This window comes from Allosphingosinicella sp., from assembly GCF_059502505.1.
Genome location: NZ_JCACEU010000016.1, coordinates 531,135 through 549,273, shown reverse-complemented (window position 1 = coordinate 549,273; position 18,139 = coordinate 531,135). Strand labels below are relative to the sequence as shown.

General features: G+C 67.9%; 16 protein-coding genes and 1 pseudogene. 4 read left to right on the top strand and 13 right to left on the bottom strand.

Annotated elements, in window-relative coordinates; all coding sequences use genetic code 11:
- Position 1 precedes the first annotated feature (1 nt).
- The 6 genes and pseudogenes from AC5JBD_RS11010 to AC5JBD_RS10985 all read right to left on the bottom strand — a co-directional run.
- Positions 2-1,180 (bottom strand): TraB/TrbI/VirB10 family type IV secretion system protein, encoded by a 1,179-nt coding sequence (locus AC5JBD_RS11010; protein WP_495721841.1) that lies wholly within the window; start codon positions 1,178-1,180, stop codon positions 2-4.
- Entirely contained in the window at positions 1,177-2,166 is a 990-nt protein-coding gene (gene trbG / locus AC5JBD_RS11005) for a P-type conjugative transfer protein TrbG (protein ID WP_495721840.1), read from the bottom strand. Before trbG ends, AC5JBD_RS11010 begins: the two co-directional genes overlap by 4 nt.
- Positions 2,163-2,975 carry a conjugal transfer protein TrbF gene (gene trbF / locus AC5JBD_RS11000; RefSeq protein WP_495721839.1) on the bottom strand — a complete coding sequence of 271 codons (813 nt, stop codon included), beginning with the start codon at positions 2,973-2,975 and terminating at the stop codon, positions 2,163-2,165. Before trbF ends, trbG begins: the two co-directional genes overlap by 4 nt.
- A 2-nt stretch (positions 2,976-2,977) precedes the next feature.
- A complete protein-coding gene (trbL, locus tag AC5JBD_RS10995; protein WP_495721838.1) occupies positions 2,978-4,288 on the bottom strand; it encodes a P-type conjugative transfer protein TrbL in 1,311 nt (436 codons plus the stop codon).
- 114 nt (positions 4,289-4,402) lie between these two features.
- Complete coding sequence (trbJ, locus tag AC5JBD_RS10990; RefSeq protein ID WP_495721837.1) at positions 4,403-5,143, bottom strand: P-type conjugative transfer protein TrbJ; 741 nt, start codon at positions 5,141-5,143, stop codon at positions 4,403-4,405.
- Positions 5,140-6,567 (bottom strand): annotated as a pseudogene (locus AC5JBD_RS10985) (conjugal transfer protein TrbE); the annotation flags it as partial. The gene trbJ and the pseudogene AC5JBD_RS10985, both read right to left, overlap by 4 nt.
- A gap of 26 nt (positions 6,568-6,593) precedes the next feature.
- Between AC5JBD_RS10985 and AC5JBD_RS10980 the strand changes: the two are divergent.
- Positions 6,594-6,935, top strand: a complete 342-nt coding sequence (locus tag AC5JBD_RS10980) for an amidohydrolase family protein (RefSeq protein WP_495722000.1) — start codon at positions 6,594-6,596, stop codon at positions 6,933-6,935.
- Positions 6,936-7,164: 229 nt separating this feature from the next.
- On the opposite strand, the gene AC5JBD_RS10975 is transcribed toward AC5JBD_RS10980, so the two are convergent.
- The 6 genes from AC5JBD_RS10975 to AC5JBD_RS10950 all read right to left on the bottom strand — a co-directional run bounded on the left by AC5JBD_RS10975 (position 7,165) and on the right by AC5JBD_RS10950 (position 13,655).
- Positions 7,165-7,605 carry a hypothetical protein gene (locus AC5JBD_RS10975; protein WP_495721836.1) on the bottom strand — a complete coding sequence of 147 codons (441 nt, stop codon included), beginning with the start codon at positions 7,603-7,605 and terminating at the stop codon, positions 7,165-7,167.
- 38 nt (positions 7,606-7,643) lie between these two features.
- A complete protein-coding gene (locus AC5JBD_RS10970) occupies positions 7,644-9,026 on the bottom strand; it encodes an HlyD family type I secretion periplasmic adaptor subunit (RefSeq protein ID WP_495721835.1) in 1,383 nt (460 codons plus the stop codon).
- Between the two features lies 1 nt (position 9,027).
- Positions 9,028-10,854 (bottom strand): type I secretion system permease/ATPase, encoded by a 1,827-nt coding sequence (locus AC5JBD_RS10965; RefSeq protein WP_495721834.1) that lies wholly within the window; start codon positions 10,852-10,854, stop codon positions 9,028-9,030.
- Between the two features lie 10 nt (positions 10,855-10,864).
- Entirely contained in the window at positions 10,865-12,028 is a 1,164-nt protein-coding gene (locus tag AC5JBD_RS10960; protein ID WP_495721833.1) for a serine/threonine-protein kinase, read from the bottom strand.
- Positions 12,029-12,099: 71 nt separating this feature from the next.
- Positions 12,100-12,390, bottom strand: coding sequence for a hypothetical protein (locus tag AC5JBD_RS10955; protein ID WP_495721832.1), 291 nt, complete (start codon positions 12,388-12,390; stop codon positions 12,100-12,102).
- Positions 12,391-12,662: 272 nt separating this feature from the next.
- Positions 12,663-13,655 (bottom strand): helix-turn-helix domain-containing protein, encoded by a 993-nt coding sequence (locus AC5JBD_RS10950; RefSeq protein ID WP_495721831.1) that lies wholly within the window; start codon positions 13,653-13,655, stop codon positions 12,663-12,665.
- Between the two features lie 352 nt (positions 13,656-14,007).
- Between AC5JBD_RS10950 and AC5JBD_RS10945 the strand changes: the two genes are divergently transcribed.
- The 3 genes from AC5JBD_RS10945 (at position 14,008) to AC5JBD_RS10935 (ending at position 17,164) form a co-directional block, all read left to right on the top strand.
- Positions 14,008-14,901 (top strand): alpha/beta hydrolase family protein, encoded by an 894-nt coding sequence (locus tag AC5JBD_RS10945; RefSeq protein ID WP_495721830.1) that lies wholly within the window; start codon positions 14,008-14,010, stop codon positions 14,899-14,901.
- Positions 14,902-14,983: 82 nt separating this feature from the next.
- Positions 14,984-15,406 (top strand): nuclear transport factor 2 family protein, encoded by a 423-nt coding sequence (locus tag AC5JBD_RS10940; RefSeq protein WP_495721829.1) that lies wholly within the window; start codon positions 14,984-14,986, stop codon positions 15,404-15,406.
- 240 nt (positions 15,407-15,646) lie between these two features.
- Positions 15,647-17,164: an META domain-containing protein gene (locus tag AC5JBD_RS10935; protein ID WP_495721828.1), complete on the top strand. Its 1,518-nt coding sequence runs from the start codon at positions 15,647-15,649 to the stop codon at positions 17,162-17,164.
- Positions 17,165-17,664: 500 nt separating this feature from the next.
- Here the strand turns inward: AC5JBD_RS10935 and AC5JBD_RS10930 are convergent, their stop codons facing one another.
- Entirely contained in the window at positions 17,665-18,108 is a 444-nt protein-coding gene (locus AC5JBD_RS10930; RefSeq protein WP_495721827.1) for a tetratricopeptide repeat protein, read from the bottom strand.
- Positions 18,109-18,139 lie beyond the last annotated feature (31 nt).

The window sequence follows — 18,139 nt, the reverse complement described above, 5'->3', positions numbered from 1 at the left end:
CTCATCCTCTCCACGGCCGAAGGACCAGGTCCTTGTGGATCAGGGCCCGCAGCGGCCAGCCTGGGCGGACGGTGAGGGTCGGCTGTACCTCAAGGTTGCGGGACGTGATCTGGTCCCCTGCCCGTCCGGCATTCTGCTGCGTCGACTCTCGTACGGCTCTGACGAGATCGCTCTCCGCGCTTCCGAAGCTGAGCTCGGTGCCCATCCCCAAGAGCGTCGACAGGGCGATGCCTGTCAGCAGACGCCAGGTGTGGAAGTCGACACTGTCCTCGACGCCTGAGTAGCCGGACGTGTCCGTGGCAGGTGCAGCGTCGAGGCCGACCGACGATCCATCCGGGAAGACGATCCGCTGCCAGACGAGCAAGGCCCGGCGCTGTCCGAAGCCCACCTTATTGTCATAGCTGCCGATCAGCCGTGCCCCCTGCGGCACGAGGATCGTTCGACCGGTGGCGCTGTCCCGCACATTTTCGGTCACCTGGGCAATCACAGTGCCGGGCAGGTCCGAGTTCAGGCCGGTGACGAGGCTGGCGGGAATAATCGTGCCGGCGCTCAGGGTCCAGGGCGACGGAGCCACGCGCAGCGCATGAGGGATCGTGTCGCTGGGTTGCGACCCGAGGTCCGCCGATCGCGGGGTCTCCAGCGCCGCGCCGGCCGGCGGGATTGCCGCCTGTGGCGTCCCTCCGCCGCGGCCGGACAGCTGCACGACCACGGGGGAGGTTCTCGCCGCCTCGTGCGCGGCGGCCAATCGCTGTCGCTCCGCGTCCGCGGCTGCCCGTGCCGGGTCAGGCTGCGGCGTTGCCGCGCCTGGTGGGACGGGAGCACCCTCCTCCTCGAGCCTGCGCTGGTGCTCGAGGATAGGTCGGCCAAGGTCGCCGGGGAGCGGCGGCCCGAGGCGGGGCACCTCGCCATAGCTGCTCGGCGCGTTGGCGAGCGCATCGGGCGCAGCTTTCCGAAGCGGATCGCCCTCGCCTTCCTGGCCGGCCGCCAGACGAAAGCTGGGCGGCTCCAGCGCAAACCAGGTCACCGTCACCAGGCAAGCCGCAACGAGGCCGGTGATGCCGATGATGAGACCGCGCCTGAAGCGCACGATCGGCTGCGGGCTGCCGCGGAGCACCAGGGATTCGGGCTCCTCCTTCCCCGGAGCGGCAGGCGCCTCCTCGCTGCGGTCGGTATCGCTCATGATGCCCTCCGGCGGTCCGCGCCGGCTTGCCGCACGATCCGCACGACGTGCTGGCGGCGCCCGCCAAGACGCAGCTCGGCGGCGGCGAACAACCTGTCGACGACATAATAGCGGCCGCGCAGACGGTAGTTGACGAGTTCCGTGCGCCCGCCGCCGCCACGCACGAATAAGGGCGGCGCCTCTCCCTGACCGAGCGTGGCCGGGAATTCGATGAACACCTGGTTCCCATCGTCGAAAGCTCGGATCGGACGCCAGGGCGGATCGTCACCCTCGATCCTGTAGCCGAAGTTCAGCGCTTCGATCGCGATGCCCGGGGTGCCAGTCCCGGAAGCCATCTCCGCCCCTTCGCGCCGGAGCGCGAGCAGCTCATCCTGCGGGTAGGTCCAGGAGATGCTCGCCATCGCCGTGCGGGCGGTGCTCTCGACCTGCACGTGGTAGACCCGCCGATCTGTGGAGATGACGAGGTTGGTGCGCAGGCCGACCGCCGAAGGCTTGACGAGGATGTGGGTGCGGCGCCCGGCTCCGGACCCGCTGGTCGTGTCGCCGATCACCCACCGGACGGTGTCGCCGGCCGCGACCGAGACAAGCGCCTCTCCGGGCTGGAGCGCGATCTCGCTGACCCGCTCGGGCGCGGTGTAGAGGCGGTAGATCGCGCCTTCCGACCAGGCATAGACTTGCGTCGCGTTGACATAGCCCGGACTGCTCGGCTCCCGGACGGCTGCGCGGTTCGCGGCCTCCACGCGCGATGCGGGTGCACCGCGTTCGCGCGGCGCGGCACCGCTCGGCGGCGGCAGAAGCTGCTCCGGCGGGAGTAGCGGCTGCACCACCCGGGTTACCGGTCTCGCTTCCGGCACCGGATCCTGCAGGAGCATGGCTGCCGAAAACCGGCCAGGCGGAGATGGCGGTGCCGGACGATCTTCGCCGCGGCCGGCGCAGGCGCTCAGCGCGAGCAGGGAGACTGCCGCAAGCAGCGGGGATTGGGTCATCTCATGGTCCTTTCAGGAGTGGGGGCCGGAGCGGCTTCGCGGCCGAGGTTCGGGTCGAGCGGGGAACCCATCGGCAGCGGAGCCGGAGGTGTGGCGACCGGCGGCGGCGCGGAGGCCGGCGCCGGCACGTCAAGTTCGCGCGACCAGTCGATCGCCTCGACATAAAGGCCAAGCGGGTTGTTGCGGAGCGTCTCGGCCGACGAAGGCGGCCTCACGGCGACCGTCAGGATCGCCGTCCAGCGCGAGGTGCCGGCGAGGCTGCCCCGCTCATAGGCCGTCTCCGTCCATTTCACCTGGAACGAGCGATCCGAGGCGCGAACGACGCTCGTCACCTGGACCGAGACGGTGCGCGTGCCGACGTCTGCGAACGGGTTCGCCGCGCGGGCATATTCGCCGAGGAACAGCGCACCCCTGTCGTTCACGAAGTCGTAGGCCGACAGCCAGTTCTCGCGCATCAGCACCGGGTCGAGCGAAACGGAGCGGACGTTCGTGATGAAGCGAGCGAGGTGCCAGGCGATCTGCGGGTCGGTCGGGCGGTATTCGGCGGCGGCGTGCTCTACCGCCCTCGCCTCCCCAAGCCGGTCGACCTCGACCACATAGGGCACCACCCGGCTCTGCATCGACTGCCAGAGGAGGCCGCCGGAGAGGCCCGTCGAGAGAAGGAGTCCCCCGAACGCCATCAGCCGCCAGTTGCGGGCCTGGACGCGGGCGGAGCCGATCCTGTCGTCCCAGACCTGCGCCGCGCGCTGATGGGGTGTCTCGGGCTCGGGGGTCTTTCCATAGCGCTGCAGCGCGCGCCTGAACTTCATCTTCAGTCCTCTCTCTGGCTGATGTCGGGATTGGCTGCCGCGCCCCCTCGATCGCCCTCGCGGAGGGCCTGCAGGGCGACGTGGCAGTGATGGCGTGCATTCTGCTCCGAGCGCAGACGCCGCGCCCATTGCGGGGCGCCGTCCGACGAGCCCGCCCCGGCTTCCGCGCTGTGGGCTGAACCGGCGGACCTCGAACCGGCAAGGAAAGCGCCCCGCGAACCGCGCTCGGCCGCCGCGCCAAGTCCGGCGGCGGAGCCGATCTTGTCCCGCGCGGCGGCCCCGCCGGCACTTGCGATGCCGCCGAGGCCGGCGCCGACGCTCTTCGACCCGGACGTCTCCTCGCCGAGACGGTAGGCGGTCGACGCTGCCGAGCCCATCGAGGTGCCCGCGCGCACGGCGCCCATCGCACCGCCCGCGACGCCGCGTGCGCCGGCCACCGCAGCGCCGCCGCCCACTGCCAGAGTGCCGACCGCGGCCGCCGTCGTGCCGACGGCTGCGCCGGCCCCCAGCTGTGGGGCGCCCGAAACCAGCCCGGACGCGATGCTCGGGCCGAAGATGCCGAGCCCGAACAAAGCGAGGCTGCCGAGCACCAGGCTCATGGCGTGGGTGAGGTCCGGCTCCTCGGCCGCTCCCGCAGTGACGAACTCGTCGAAAAAACCCGAGCCGATGCCCACGATCACCGCCAGCACCATCACCTTGATCCCGGACGAGATGACGTTGCCGAGCACGCGCTCGGCAAGGAAGCTGGTGCGGTTCCACAGCGCGAACGGCACCAGAACGAAGCCCGCGAGGGCCGTCAGCTTGAACTCGATGATCGTGATGAACAGCTGGATCGCGAGCACGAAGAAGGCGATGATCACGAACAGCCAGGCGATCATCAGCACGGCGATCGTCAGGAAATTTTCGAAGAAGCTGAAGAAGCCGGTGAGCTCGCTCACCTGATCCAGCATCGGCCGGGCTGCCTCGAACCCTGTGCTGGCGACATAGCCGGGCCGCAGCAGGTCGTCGGCCGTCATCGTGCCGCCGCCCGCCGTGATCCCGAGCCCCGCGAATGAGCGGAAGATGATGTCTGCGAGCGTCGAGAAGCTGCCGAGGATCAGCGCGAAGGCCCCGACATAGAGGATCTTCTTGAGGAAGCGGCCGATGATGTCGTCCTCGCCGCCCATCGCCCAGAACAGGCCGGCAAGGGTGATGTCGATGCCGATGAGGACCGTCGTCAGGAACGCGACGTCGCCGCCGAGCAGTCCGAAGCCGCTGTCGATGTATTGGATGAAGGCCGCCATGAAGCGGTCGATCACATTGAGGTCACCCATGTCGTCGCGTTCCGCTCAAGGCTCGAAGGAAAGGGTGCCGCGGGGCAGTCCCAAAGGGGCCATGGACGCCCCGCGGCGGGCCCGGCGGCATCGCCCCCGCGTCCATCTCTTGGGTCAGCGCCCGCCGGGGCTGTAGGCTCGGCCGGTGCCCAGGAACCGGCGCGTCGCGGCGCGCCCGTCCTCCTCGGCCTGCACCCGGCGCGCCCGTTCCAGCGCGGCACCGCGGAAGTCCGAGGCCATCAGGCTCTGAAGCTGGAACTGCTGCTTGATGCTGAGCGCGAGCAGCTGGTTCGCCGCTTGGCTGACCTGAAGCGCGCCCACGGCACCCTGGCTGCGCCCGACAAGCTCAGCGAGCGTGCCCGCATCCTCGCGGACATTCTCGACGACCTGCGCCTGCACGCCCATCGCGTGCCGGTATCCGGTCATCGCGGCATCGAGCCGCCCGCGCGCCTGCGCGAGGCGCTGGTCGCTGCCCAGGGCTTGGCTCACCGCGCCGGGAAACAGCGTGCGAACGCGATCGTCGAGCTGATCGATCCGGAAGTCGATGCCCTGCGCCTGCCCCATCAGCTGGTCGATCCGCTGCATGGAGGACGTGACCCGCTCAAGCTGCGGAAAGTCGATCCGCTCGAGGTTGCGCCCCATATTCTGGAGCATCGCCGCCTCGTTCTGGAGCGACTGGATCTGCTGGTTGATCTGCTCCAGCGCGCGGGCCGCCTGCAGCAGGTTCTGGGCGTAGTTCGTGGGATCGAACACTGTGAACTGCGCGGCCGCGGGCGCGGCCGGCAGAGCGAATGTGGCCGCGACCGACAGGCTGGTGGCGGCCGCGAAAGCGACGGCGCGGGAAATTGTCTTCACTTCAAATCTCCTTCCGGGGCGACGGGGGTGGGGAACTGGTCGAGCGCGGACGCGGCCCAGCCTAGGTCTCGGGCGTCGAGGAAATGATGCGCGAAGCCAGCGGCGCCGTGCTCGGCAAGGAGGCGGTCGATCTGCTGCTGCGCCGCGGGATCCGACGCACCGCAATATGCCAGCGCGATCGGCCCGAGGCCGAGGTCGAACAGCCGGTTGCCGCGGCGCGACTGGAGGTAATAATCGCGCTTGGGCGTGGCGCGGGCGATCAGCTCGACCTGCCGCGCGTTCAGCCCGAACCGCTCGTAGGCGGCACGGGCCTGCGGCTCGACCGCCCGGTCATTGGGCAGGAAGATGCGCTGCGGGCAGCTTTCGATGATGGCTGGGGCGATGCTGCTCTCGGCGATGTCGGCGAGCGACTGGGTGGCGAACACCACCGCCACATTCTTCTTGCGAAGGACCTTCAGCCATTCACGGATGCGGGCGGCGAACAGCGGATTGTCGAGGAACACCCAGGCCTCGTCGAGCACGAGGAGGGTTGGGCTGCCGTCGAACCGTTCCTCGAGCCGGTGGAACAGGTAGGTGAGGACGGGAAGGACCGCCCCCGCCTGCCCCATCAGCGTCTCAGTCTCGAAGCACTGGACGTCGGCCAGAGCGAGCCTGTCCTCGGCGGCGTCGAGCAGGGCGCCGAACGGCCCCTCGAGCGTGTAGGGCAGCAGCGCCGACTTGAGCGCATTGGACTGCATGAGGAGCGACAGGCCCGTCAGCGTCCGCTCGCCGGCCGGGGCCGAGGCGAGGCTGCCGAGCGCCGACCATAAGGCGTCCTTCACCTCGGGCGTCACGAGCAGCCTTTGATGCTCGAGCAATGCCGCGATCCACTCCGCCGCCCAGGTCCGCTGCGCCGGCACGTCGATGCGCCGCAGCGGCTGGAAGGCCAAGGCGCCCTCGCCGGCTTCCGCGCCCGAGCCGAGCGCATGATGGCTGCCGCCACAAGCGAGCACTGCCGCACGCGCGGACCAGCCCTTGTCGAACAAATAGACGCGCGCGCCCTCGTAGCGCCGGAACTGCATCGCCAGCATGGCGAGCAGCACCGATTTGCCGGCGCCGGTCGGGCCGACGACGAGCATGTGGCCGACGTCCCCAACATGGGTGGAGAGCCGGAACGGCGTCGACCCGCTCGTGCGGGCGAACAGCAATGGCGGCCCGTCCAGATGCGTGTTCCGCGCCGGTCCCGCCCAGACCGAGGACAGCGGCATCAGGTGAGCGAGATTCAATGTGTGGACGAGCGGCTGGCGGACGTTGGCATAGACGTGGCCGGGCAGGCTCGAGAGCCAGGCCTCGACCCCGTTGAGGCGCTCGCGCATGGCGGTGAAGCCGAGGCCGTTCACGATCCGCTCGACCGCCCTCACCTTTTCCTCGGCGGCCGCGGCATCGGCACCCGAAGCTTCGCGTGTTCGTCATGCACGCGGGCTATCCGTTCAAAGACCGGATGATGGCCCTCATGGCCGCGCACCCCCAGGTTTATGCGGAGTTCGGCTTCCTGACCTCCGGCTACCGCGACAGCGACATATGGCCGTATTTGCAAGCCTTCGTTGATGCCGGTTTCGAGGACCGCATCCTGTACGGGACGGACCAGATGGTCTGGCCTGGGTTGATCGATGCAACCCTCGAGCGGGTCCGGCGAGCACCCGGCCTCAGCGAGGCGGTGAAGCGCAAGTTCTTGTACGAGAACGCCGCTCGCCTTTTGCGGATGGACCCCGCCGGACAGAAGAACCGGCCGGCGCCCGCTAACGTTAGATGACCGACACGGCGCCCGCCGGGACTGGGCGCCCACCGGACGGGCTATGACTGTGCTAAACCGAAGAGAGCGAATGTCCGAAATGGGTGGAAAGCGGACATTCGTGCTTTCCGGTGAGCGGCTTGTGGCGGAAAGCGGAATATCCCCTCTTTGAGCTGGGGCTATAAAGCGGACGTACAGCGACTTCACGCAAAGGCAGCTGGCGACGGGCCGTTGCAGACGATCCGAGTGCTTAGAACTCGTCTGTCAAGCTGGTAGAGAGGCCGGAGCTTGTGTCGATCGAAGCGCCGGCCTCCGCTCCGGTCGAAACCTCAGTGCTGCGCGACCAACTGCTCGTTTGGCCGTCCGCGTCCGTATGAGACATTTCGGTTTCGTTGCGAACGGCTAGGTCGACGTCGATGTTGGCTTCGACCCTTGCCGAACCATCGGCGGACTGCTCCTCGCTTGTCCTGTCCTCCACCCTGTCCTCGGCGCGGTCGCTGCGTTCGCCGGCATTGTCGGCGCGATTGTCGCCGCGCTCCGCCGCCTGGTGGGACCGGTCGTTCGCGTTGTCCGTGGCGCGATCGGCCTGCTCGATCAGGCGATCGCCGACATCGTCTGAGCGGTCGAGGACGGACGATACCCGCCCCTCGCCTTCGCTCGCCTCGAAAACCTTGCTGAACAAACCTGCCATTCCAAATTCTCCATCAAACGTCTGCAGCCTTGCTGTGGTTATTCCTCCCGGAAGCTCCGGCTCAGCGCATCCCCGAGCGGGGCCATCAGATAATCCCAGAGGGTGCGGTCTTCGGTCTTGATGTTCACCCGGGCGGGGATGCCGGGCTGGAGCGTCACGCCCGCCTCGGCCGCCGCCGCTAGGTCGTCGAGCGCAATTTGAGCACGGAAGTAACCCTCGCCGCCTTGCCCATCGATGCGGGCGGGCGAAAGGGTGACGACCCGGCCCTTGAAGCTCGACTGGCCGTGCGGATTGACGCTCGAGAAGCGGACCGTCGCCTCCTGCCCGACGCGGACGTCGTCGATATCGCCCGGCTTCACCCGTGCCTCGACGATCAGGGAGCGGTTCTGCGGCACGATCTGCATCAAAGTCTGGCCGCCGCTGACGACCGTTCCCGGCCCTAGCGGGCTAAGGCCGGAGACCAAGCCCGTGACAGGCGCGCGGAGCAGGTCGCGGTCGGCGTAATAACGGGAGACTTCGAGCTGCGGAGTGATTTGCGCCAGCTGCTCCTGGACGCGGGCCAGCTGGTTGACGATGTCCATCATCTGGCTGTCGCGGGTACGGCTCTGGTTGATCCGCGCCTCCTCAACGCTCGCCGCGCCGGTCAGCGTGTCGGCCTCGAGCTGGGCGGCGCTGCGCTCGAGCGCCCTCAGCGTCGTCTTGCGAGCGAAGCCCTTCTCATAAAGCTGCCTGATGCCGGCAAGCTCGTCCTGGACCAGCGCCAACTGGGTCTCCGACGCCGCGCGCTGCGCCTCGGCCGAGGCGAGCCGCGTCTCGGTCACCGCGCGGTCGGCACCAAGGATGCCGAGGTGGCGCTGGAAGAGAGCGAACTGCGCCCGCATCGCCTCGCGCGCGGTCGGATCGCCCCAGCGGCTCACCAGGTCCGCCGGGAAGGCAATGCGGTTGGACCCGTCGCGCTCGGCGATCAGCCGCGCCTCGGTCGCCCGCAGCACGTCGCGGCTGGCCTGGGCCTGGTCGAGCTTCGCGCCGGAGCCGATGCCGTTCAGGCGCACGAGCGGCTGGCCGGCCCGGACCTGCTGGCCTTCATGGATCAGCACCTGCGAGACAAGTCCGGTCGCGACCGGCTGGATGACGAGGCGGTCGCCGCGCGGCGCCACCTCGCCCTCCGCAACCGCCGCGCCGGAGATCGGCGCGAGCAGGGCGAACAGCAGGAACAGGCCGAAGAAGAGGGCAGCGCCGATCAGGCCGACCCGGACGGTGTCGCGGGCGTCGTCGAGCTGCGGCGCCTCGAGCCGCTCGCGCATATAGCGCTGGATCAGGCGCTTCGAGAGCCGCCTCGACCGCCACCGGGTTCCCCAGCCGCGAAAACCGCCGCCGCCGCCGCTGCCGCCACCGCCGAAATAAAGGAAATCGAGTTTCATCTCAGGCCTCCGTCGGCTCGCGAGCGATCGACCGTGCGATCTCGGTCTTGACCTTGCGGAAGACCCGGGCGCGCGGACCGTCGAGCTGCAGCTCGCCCTTGTTGAGCACGATCACCCGGTCGACGTGGGCGATCGGATTGAGGCGGTGGGCGATGAGAACGATGGTCGATCCCTCCTTCTTGAGCGTCGCCAATGCCACCGCAAGAGCCTGCTCGCCATCGGCGTCGAGATGGGCATTGGGCTCGTCGAGCACCAGCAGCCGGGGCGAGCCGAACATGGCGCGGGCCAGGGCGATGCGCTGGCGCTGCCCGCCGGACAGGCCGCGCCCGCCTTCGGTCACCTGCGTCTCATAGCCCTCCGGCAGCTCAAGGATCATCTCGTGGACGTTGGCGCGAATGGCGGCCTTCACCACCTCGGCGTCGTCGGCCTGTGCGAAACGGGCGATGTTGTCGCGGATCGTGCCCGGGAACAACCCGATCGATTGCGGCAGATAACCGACATAGCGGGCGAGATTGTCGGCCGTCCACTGCCGCCCCTCGACGCCGCCGATGGTGAGGCGCCCCTGGCTGGGCGAAGTCGCAGCAACGAGCATCCGGGCAAGGCAGCTCTTTCCGGCGCCGCTCGGCCCGACAATGCCGATCGCCTCGCCGGCCTCGATATGAAGGCTGATATTCTTCAGCGCAGGGCGCTTGGCATTGGGCGGGACGTAGCTGACGCCCAGCGCCTCGATCTCGATGTCCGGATCCGGCAGGTCGATCCTGGACTTGCGGGGCGGCGCCTGGACCAGCGCCTTCTGCACGCGGCGCCCGGCCTCGATGCCGCTCTTGATCTGGCGCCAGCCCGCCACCGCCGTCTCGAGCGGTGCCAAAGCGCGGCCGAGCAGCAGGTTAGCGGCGAAGATGGCCGCCGGCAGCAACTGGCCCTGGATGGCGAGATAGCCGCCGACCCCGATCATGGCGCTCTGCAGCGCCAGGCGGAGGCCGCGGATCAGCGCGGAGGCGTCGGCGTTGCGCTCGCTGCCTTCCGCCTGGCGCCGCACCATCGTCTCGCGGTCAACGTGCCAGCGCACCGCCAGCGCATCGTCCATGCCCATCGCGCGGACCGGACCGGCATAGCGCGCGACGGCGTCGGTGAACTGGTAGCTTCGGTTCTGGGCGGCAATGGCCGTCGCCGCGCTTTCGCGCGTCGTGCGGTCGTTCCAGAAAGCAAGTGCCAGCAGCAGCGCGGCACCTCCGAGGCCGACGATCCCCAGCGCCGGATGGATCAGGAACAGGACGAGTAGGAAGAGCGGCATCCACGGCACGTCGAAGAAGAATTGCGCGCCCTGCCCCGCCAGCGCGGTGCGGAAATGGTCGAGGTCGCGCAGCGCCTGCGCGTTGCGGAAGACGGCGCCGTTCTTGGGCGCGAGGTCGATCGTCGCCTGGAAGACGCGGTGGGCGAGGATGCGGTCTAGCCGGGCCGCCGCCTTGATCAGGATGCGGCCGCGCACCGCGTCGAACACCACCATCGTCGCCAGCGCGAACAGCAAGGCGACGCTGAGGCTGACCAGGGTGGCGATGCTGCCGCTGGTGATGACGCGGCCATAGACCTGGATGAGGTAGATGGGCGACGCGAGGAACAGCAGGTTGACACCGCCGCTGAACGCCGCCGCCGTCCACAGCAGCCGCTTGCATTGCCGCAGCGCGGAGGCGAATTCGTCGCCGAGCTCGAGATCTGCTGAGCGCGCAGCGCTGTCGAGGGCGATCGCCTCGGCCGCGGCTTCCTGCGCCTCTTCTCGCGCATCCCTGACTTCGCTAGGCGTGAGCTTCGGGAACAACCCGTTTGCCATCTTGCGTTCCTCAAATACCGGGCAGGTCGTCGTCCCCAGCCGGCGGCGGAGGCGGAGACAAAGGGGGCAGTTCGGCCGTCGCCACGAACGGCAGCGGCGCCGCGGCGCTCTCGCCCGAGGCGTCCATGGGCAGAGCGGTGCCCGGCGCCGGACCGGCGTCGAGATCGGCCAGGGCGTCGACCGTCTCATCGATCGGATCATCAAGAGGATCGTCTGCGGGCACAGCAGGCGCGTCGTCCCCGACTGCTTCGTCCCCGTCCGAGGTATCGTGGGCGGGAAGTGTGACTTCGATCGTATCGGCCGCCAGCGTGTCGAGCATGTCGGCCCCGCTGTCCGCCGCCGCAGCCACATCCGGGGCGCCCGCGGCCGGCACGGCGAGCACATCGGGCACCGAGACGAGGCTGACCAGGGTCGCAATGCCGGCGGCCGGATCGCTGCCGGCAAGGTCGTCCAGAGCGTCCGGCGCCTCGGCGGGCAGCGCTGCGGCAAGCGTTCCCGTCACCGCCTCCGGAACGTCGGCGGCGGCATCGATCACCGGCCCGGTCGCTTCCGTGGCCGGCAGCAGGTCAAGCGGCGCGACGGCCGCGGAGATGGTCGGCGAAGGGTCGGCAACGAGGGCATCGGTCGCCTGATCGATGACCGGGGTGGCGAGGAGCAGGGCCGACACGGCATCCGGCGTCAGCGACATGGCGTGAACGGGTGCCGCGGGCGCGGCCATGTCGCCCTCCGACGCGGCCGTGCCTACCGGTGCCGCTTCAGCGGCCGGGGCGGGCGTCAGCGAGCTGGTGGCTGGAGCGCCGGAACCGGCGACCTCGCCGGGAAAATCGGAAACAGCAGCGCCTGAGCTGGTGCCGGCGACCGCCTCGGCCCGGCTGGCTTCGGCGATTTCGCCGGGTCGGGCGATGGCCGGCAGTGCGAAGAGCGGCGATCCGAAGCCCTCGGCGACGGTGTCGGCGGAAGCGAAGGTCTGGCTGGGGAAAGGTGCGCCGCCATCATCGGCGGGAGAGCCCGAGCCGGCGACGCGGCTGTCGTCGCCCGCATCGGCGAGGGGAGCATCGTCCGCGGCGCGGATCGCGACGGCGGCCGGAGGCTGGGCGCCGTAGAGACTGAAGTCGTTTGCGGCGGAGGATCCGAGAAAGCGACTTTCCGGATTGATCAGGATCCGGTCGAGCATCGCGTTCCTTCACCTCCGTTGCCAAAGAAATGGAAGCGGACCGGTCAGACCGGTCCGCCCCAGGAACCCGATTACGAGTCGAGCAGCTCCGAACCGCTGGACGAGTTCGAGCTGTCGGTCATGTTGTCGACCATGTTGTCGATGTCGAGGTTCGAGCCGAGGTCAGTGCCGCCTGTGTCGGCGCCGGTGCTCTCGTAGGATTCCTCGCCGTCCTCGTCACGGCTGTAGCTCTCGTTCTGGACGCTGATGCCTTCGTTGCTGGTATCCAGCGCCGCATCGGCATTCTGATCGGTGTTGGTGTCGGACGAATTGTTGCTGTCGTTCTGGTCGTTGCTGAAGACATCCGAAAAATTGCGAGCCATTATCTTTCTCCTAGTGGCGATCTTGCGAGATCGTGACAGGAGAACGGGCTCGATTAACGAGTGTTCCTGACCGCTTCTGGCCCGCTATACTTGCCAAGGTCAGTATTTGGGGCACGAAGGAAGACGCCTCCGGAGCCGTAACAACCGGCGTTTTCAGCCGCTGACAAAGCTTTTCGGCAGCGCGATTCGTCACGTTACTTCCGCAACCCCGTCAGCGCGATCTGGGACCGTTTCGACATAGGAGAGCACCAATTGAGGACCGTCGTCAGCCCTCAATCCGGCTCTTCGGGCAGGGCGAAGCGCTCGCGCGATCCGCTGAGCGGCTTCGGAGCATCGAGCGCCGGCTCGCTGTGCGACTTGCGGAATGCGCTGGGATCGGCGCCATAGGCATCGCGGAAGGCACGTGAGAAATGACTGCGGCTGGCAAAGCCGATGCTGGCGGCGATCACCTTGATCGGAAGGCGGCTCGATCGCAGCATGTCGGCGGCGTGGTGCAGCCGCGTCTTGGCGACGAACTCCATCGGGCTCATGGAAAAAGCGTCGCTGAACTGGCGTGCGAAGGTGGACCGGCTCATCCCCGCGCGAGCCGCAAGCGTCGCCACCGTATGCGGCGCCGAGGGCATGTCGAGCACCATCGCCACCGCCGCTCCGAGCCTCGGGTCGGTCAGCGCCCCGACCAGCGCCTGATCGCCGCCGGGCCGGCCGAAGAACCTGCGGATTACCATCAGCAGGCAGGTTTTCATCAAGGTTCCGGACAAGGCCCGCGTGCCGAAACCCGGCTGCTCGATCTCCGCGAGCATCATCGCATAGGATTGCCGCACGATATCGACGCCGCTCAGATCCTCGGCGATCGGCACCTTCAGCTTGTCGAACAGTCCGAACGAGCCGGACAGGCTTGCCATGATGATGCCGCAGACGAGCCTCAGGTCGCCCGCTCCGCCCTCGGCCGCGTCGAAGACGAGCAGGCCGTCGCGGTTCATCTTGGCATGGTCGAGCGCCATCACTTCGGTGGCCGGCCCGCCGTCCGCGGTCATGCTGGGCTGCATGCCCGGCGGGATCAAGGCGATGCCGCCCGGCCCGCACACGATCAGATCCATGCCCGGGATCGTCATGTGCATCGTGCCGGCCAGCACATAATGGACCATTATCGCATCGACCGGCGCGCTGACCAGCCTGTAGCCGCGCCGCACCTCGCAGACGCCGAAATTCTGGACCGCGACGTCCATCGTCACCAGCAGGCGGTCGAGATCGTGCGATGCCGTCATGGCTTTCCGCCACATGACCTTAACACCCGCCGTAAGCAACTTGCGCATGGGTAAGGGGACGGCATCGCACAGATGCCAGACGATTTGGCACGTAGGAGGGAAGACGACCACTCTTCAATTCGATCCTGACAGCGGTCGCAGCGTCTTGCCTACCGCACCAGTAATTCACAAAAAGCGCATGAGTAGATCACCGCGCCAATCGATGCGGCTTCGACTTCGACATCGTTTTGGATGGGGCGCAGGGCGGCCTGTTCAATTCCGCGATGGGTGGCAAGCCGACGCTGACCTCTGCTAAGCCGGGCAGCGGGAGCGCAGCCTATCCTGAGGCTCCGCCGAACCGGGGGAAACAAGCATGCGGATCGCAGTGGCGGCGCTTGCGTGGGCGACGTTGACATCGATGGCTCATGCGCAGGACGCGAGGCCATCGGCGGCGGTGATCGCGGACCAGCGCAGCGATGCAGCCCATCCGCCTCAGCTGGTGCAGACACGCTATCTGACCGGCGGTGTTCAGGTGCCGGCCCGCTGGTTCATCGCGGCCGGACCCGGGCCACATCCAACAATGTTGCTCCTGCACGGCTTTCCAGGCACCGAATTGAACCTGGACTTGGCCCGCGCCGTGCAGCGGGCGGGATGGAACGTGATGGCCATCCATTATAGGGGGGTCTGGGGCGCGCCTGGGCAGTTCAGCTTCAATCACACGATCGAGGACGCGCGCGCCGCACTGGTCTGGCTGCGCCAGTCTGCCCGTGCTGGACAGGTCGACACCTCGCGCATCGTTGTGCTGGGTCACAGCATGGGAGGTTTCGACACGGTGATGATCGGTGATGACGCGGGAGTGGCCGGCTTCGTCACCATCTCCGCGGCCGACATGGGCGCTCTTCTAGGCCCGCTTAAGTCCTTAGAGGCGCGCGAGGCGGCCCGCTCAGAGTGGGAGAAGGACACCAGCTTCACCAACATGTCCTATGCTGCCATGATCGACGAGGGCCTGGCGAACCTCAGGACGTGGGATTGGCGCCGGAACGCGGCCGAGATGGCGCGGCGGCCGGTCCTGGTGATCGACTCAAACGACGGCCTGGAAAAGGACGGTGCTGCCATCGCGGCGGCCGTCTCTCAGGCGGGCGGCCCAGCTCCAACCCGAGTTAAGTTCGAGACGGACCACAGCTACAACGATAATCGCGTCGCCCTGGCGTCCGTAATCATCGACTGGCTTGGCGTCACATTCTCCGAACGGGCCAGCGTACCCTGAACAGCCGGTGGACCAGCCGCATGAACGACGTTGGCATAGGCTAGCAGGAAGGGCGGTATGAAGGTTCAAGTTCGGTTTGAGGATGCTCGTCGCCCTTTCCATGACAGGCAGTGCGCAAGTGATTGCGCAAGTCGGCCCGGTGACGAGTTGCGACGGAGGCGACGAAGAGAGTTGCCGCTACATCCTGCAGGCGACCGAGGATTCGACGGGCATGCTCGTCACCGGCGATCCAGCACCGCTACGTCGACATCTTGATTCCCGGGCGCTTTGGATTTCAACCAGCGGCGAGGTCCGATCGGGAGAGCAGTTGATCGCGGCCGTCTCCGGAGATGCGCGGCGCGCGACCGCGTCATTGGAGCGAGCAAATGTGCGGTTCTTCGGCAACGTTGCGGTCGTGACGTGGGCAGAGTCTTGGACTGCACCGGCTGCGTGTGTCCCCGCTGGTCGTCTCGCGGGCGTGGACACTTGGGTGGATCACGATGGGACCTCCCGGCCATCCCGCTGAACGAGGGCATGATCAAGCACATGGCGCCAGGCAGGGCGCCCATGCTTCGATGCGCTGCAGTGCCGCGCCGGTTCGAGCATGCCAAGCAGCATCGCCCTGGGGCTCGGCTGACGCACGTCGATTCAATGCCTTTGGCAGCAACCGGCGGGGGAGCGGCCGGGTGCTCCACCGCGGCACGACGCAGCTTTGGAGGCTCCAATGCGTTCTCCGATAGGACGACGATCAGGGAGGGTGTTCCGGGTGAAAGACGCGATCGCAGCCCTGGCGCTGGCCCTGCTGTTCGCCTGCTCTGCACCGGGTCCGTCCGAACCGAGAAAGTCTCCGACCGAAGATTCGGGATCCGCCAGGCCCGCCTCGCTTCATGGGCATTGGCGGATCGTCGAGGTGAATGGGAAGGCCGCGCGGCCCCAGGCGCGCGATCCAGAGGTGCAGCCCCATGTCTCCTTCGCTTCGGGGAGCTATGGTGGCAGCAGCGGCTGCAACGGCTTCGGCGGCCATGGAGTGCTGGTCGGCGAAAGGTGGTTCGCTGAACCACCCATGGCAACCCAGCAAGGATGTGCTGATCTCACGGAGCAGGAGAACAGCATTTTCGAAATTCTCGCCAGTGGTCCGACGGTCACCTGGGAGGGCGCGGACGCCGTTGTGCTTCGCGCCCCGGGGGGCAGCATGCGGCTGCGTCTCGTCGAGGCGGCACCGATCGATAAGCCGGCCACGCCCCCGCCCCTCCTTGCCGGCACACGGTGGGAGCTCCTGGCGGTCGACGGCGCTGCGATCCAGCTTCCGGGCGCGCAGGTGCCGGCTCGCCTGACGCTTGAGGCCGATCGATGGACGCTCGAGACGCCCTGCGCGACACGAGGCGGGCCGTGGCGGCAACTGGACGATGCCCTGATCGTCGATCCCGGCGGCATGACCGAGCGTCCATGCAGTCAGCCTCTCCTCGGGCAAAGCGACATGGTCGCCCGGGCGCTCGCTGGCCGCCTCGCATACGTGGTCGGTCCTAACGGGGAGCTCGTGCTTGCAAGCAAGGCGCATTGGCTGACCGGCCGGCAGGACCCGACCTTCACTCGAGGGCAAGAAGGCATGTTCGCCGGCGAGTGGCAGATTGTTTCCGTGGACGGATCGAGGCCGCCCCCGGGCGACCGGCCGCCAGCGTTCTTCCTGGGCCCGCGGGCCTTCGCCCTTTGGGACGGCTGCCGACGTAGCGAGGGGATCGCCATCGGATCGGAGCGGCAACTCTTCACCCTCGGCTCTGGCGTCGTGACGCTCGCCAAATGCCCGCGGGACGAGGTCCGCGAGAAGATCAGCACGATCGTGACGGATTCACCCAGGATCGCCCGCGCGGGTGACGACGAAATCGCCCTGATTGGCCGCAGCGGCGCCCTGCGTCTGCGCCGGCTCTCGACGAAGCCCTTCGGCACCTCGGCGGGAACGGGATTGCGGTCCGGCACCAGCTTCGATCTCCAGCGCGATCCTGGACCTGCGCGGCTTAAACTCGGCCCCGGCGACGCATTCACCGTCGCCCTTCCCTGCGGCACCTTCTCAGGGCGCTGGCGGAACGGGCGCGGCTTCGGAACTGATCACAGCCGCTTCTCGCCGGAACGACCGCCGGCAGGCTGCGGCGACGCACCCGCAGCGATGCAATTGTACAACTTCTTCACTGGCAATGTGATTGCGGCCATCGGCCAGAACCGCGATATGGCTCTGTTCGTCAACAACGGCCGAAGCTTGCCCGCGCGCCTCGTAGCGGCATCTCCATGAGGAAGAGAACGGGCCGGGACGGCCCTCCAAGGCGGTGTCGCACCTGCACGAACTTGCCAGCCCTGGTCCGACCATCCGCGCGATCCACATGCTATGCCCCGGGTGCGCAACCATTCCCCTGCGATCCCGGCGACCGGCCGGCACCGCCCAATCCGCTCCCCAAGGGCAGGCAGGGCCGGATGCGGTGGATGGTCATCATGATCGCAGGCCTCGCCTTGCCGGGTTGCTCCCCGGCTTCGGAACGCAATGCGGCAATTCTTCCGGAACCGTTGACGGAGAGCGCGATCTCGACGCCGGCCGGCTGGACACGCGCCGCTTATGTCGCAGGCTTGAGCCTGGCAGTTCCGCCGGAGGCGGCGGTGGCGCGGCCGCAGGGGATCGACAGCACCATCCTGAGAATTGACGGCCCCGGCTACACGCTCGAGATCGACGATTACGGCGCATTCCCTGGCCCGGGGAGCCGGCGGATCGGCGGAAGGCTCGCTACGATCGACAAAGGGTCAGCAGGGCTTTGCCAGACACGCCTGGTGAACGTCCAGCTGCCCGTCGACGTAGCGTGCAGTCGCAAAATGAGGAGCGATGGTCAGCGCCTTTTCGAGCAGAAGCTCAGCTTCGGCCATCCGACCGAGACGGCTGGCGATCTCGGCGAGCAGGCGCAAGGCGGTCGGGTTGGTTGCCTCAACGCTCAGGATCGATCGGGTTAAGCGTTCAGCCTCCGCCAGACGCTCCTGTCCGATCAGTGCCGCCGCCTCGCGATTTCGCGCGTCCTGGAACTCGGCACCCTTGGCGAGTAGCCTGATCTTCTCTGGTGAATGATCCTGCCCGAGCGCCTGCAGGGCCTTTTCCAGAAGCAGTATCGCTGCCGGATCGCCTGGGTGGGCGCGCAGGATCGCGCGCAACCGCGGCAGCGCGCTGCGCGGGTCTTCCCGAACCGACAGGGCCACAGCGGCGATTTCGCTGTCGCGTGAACTCGCG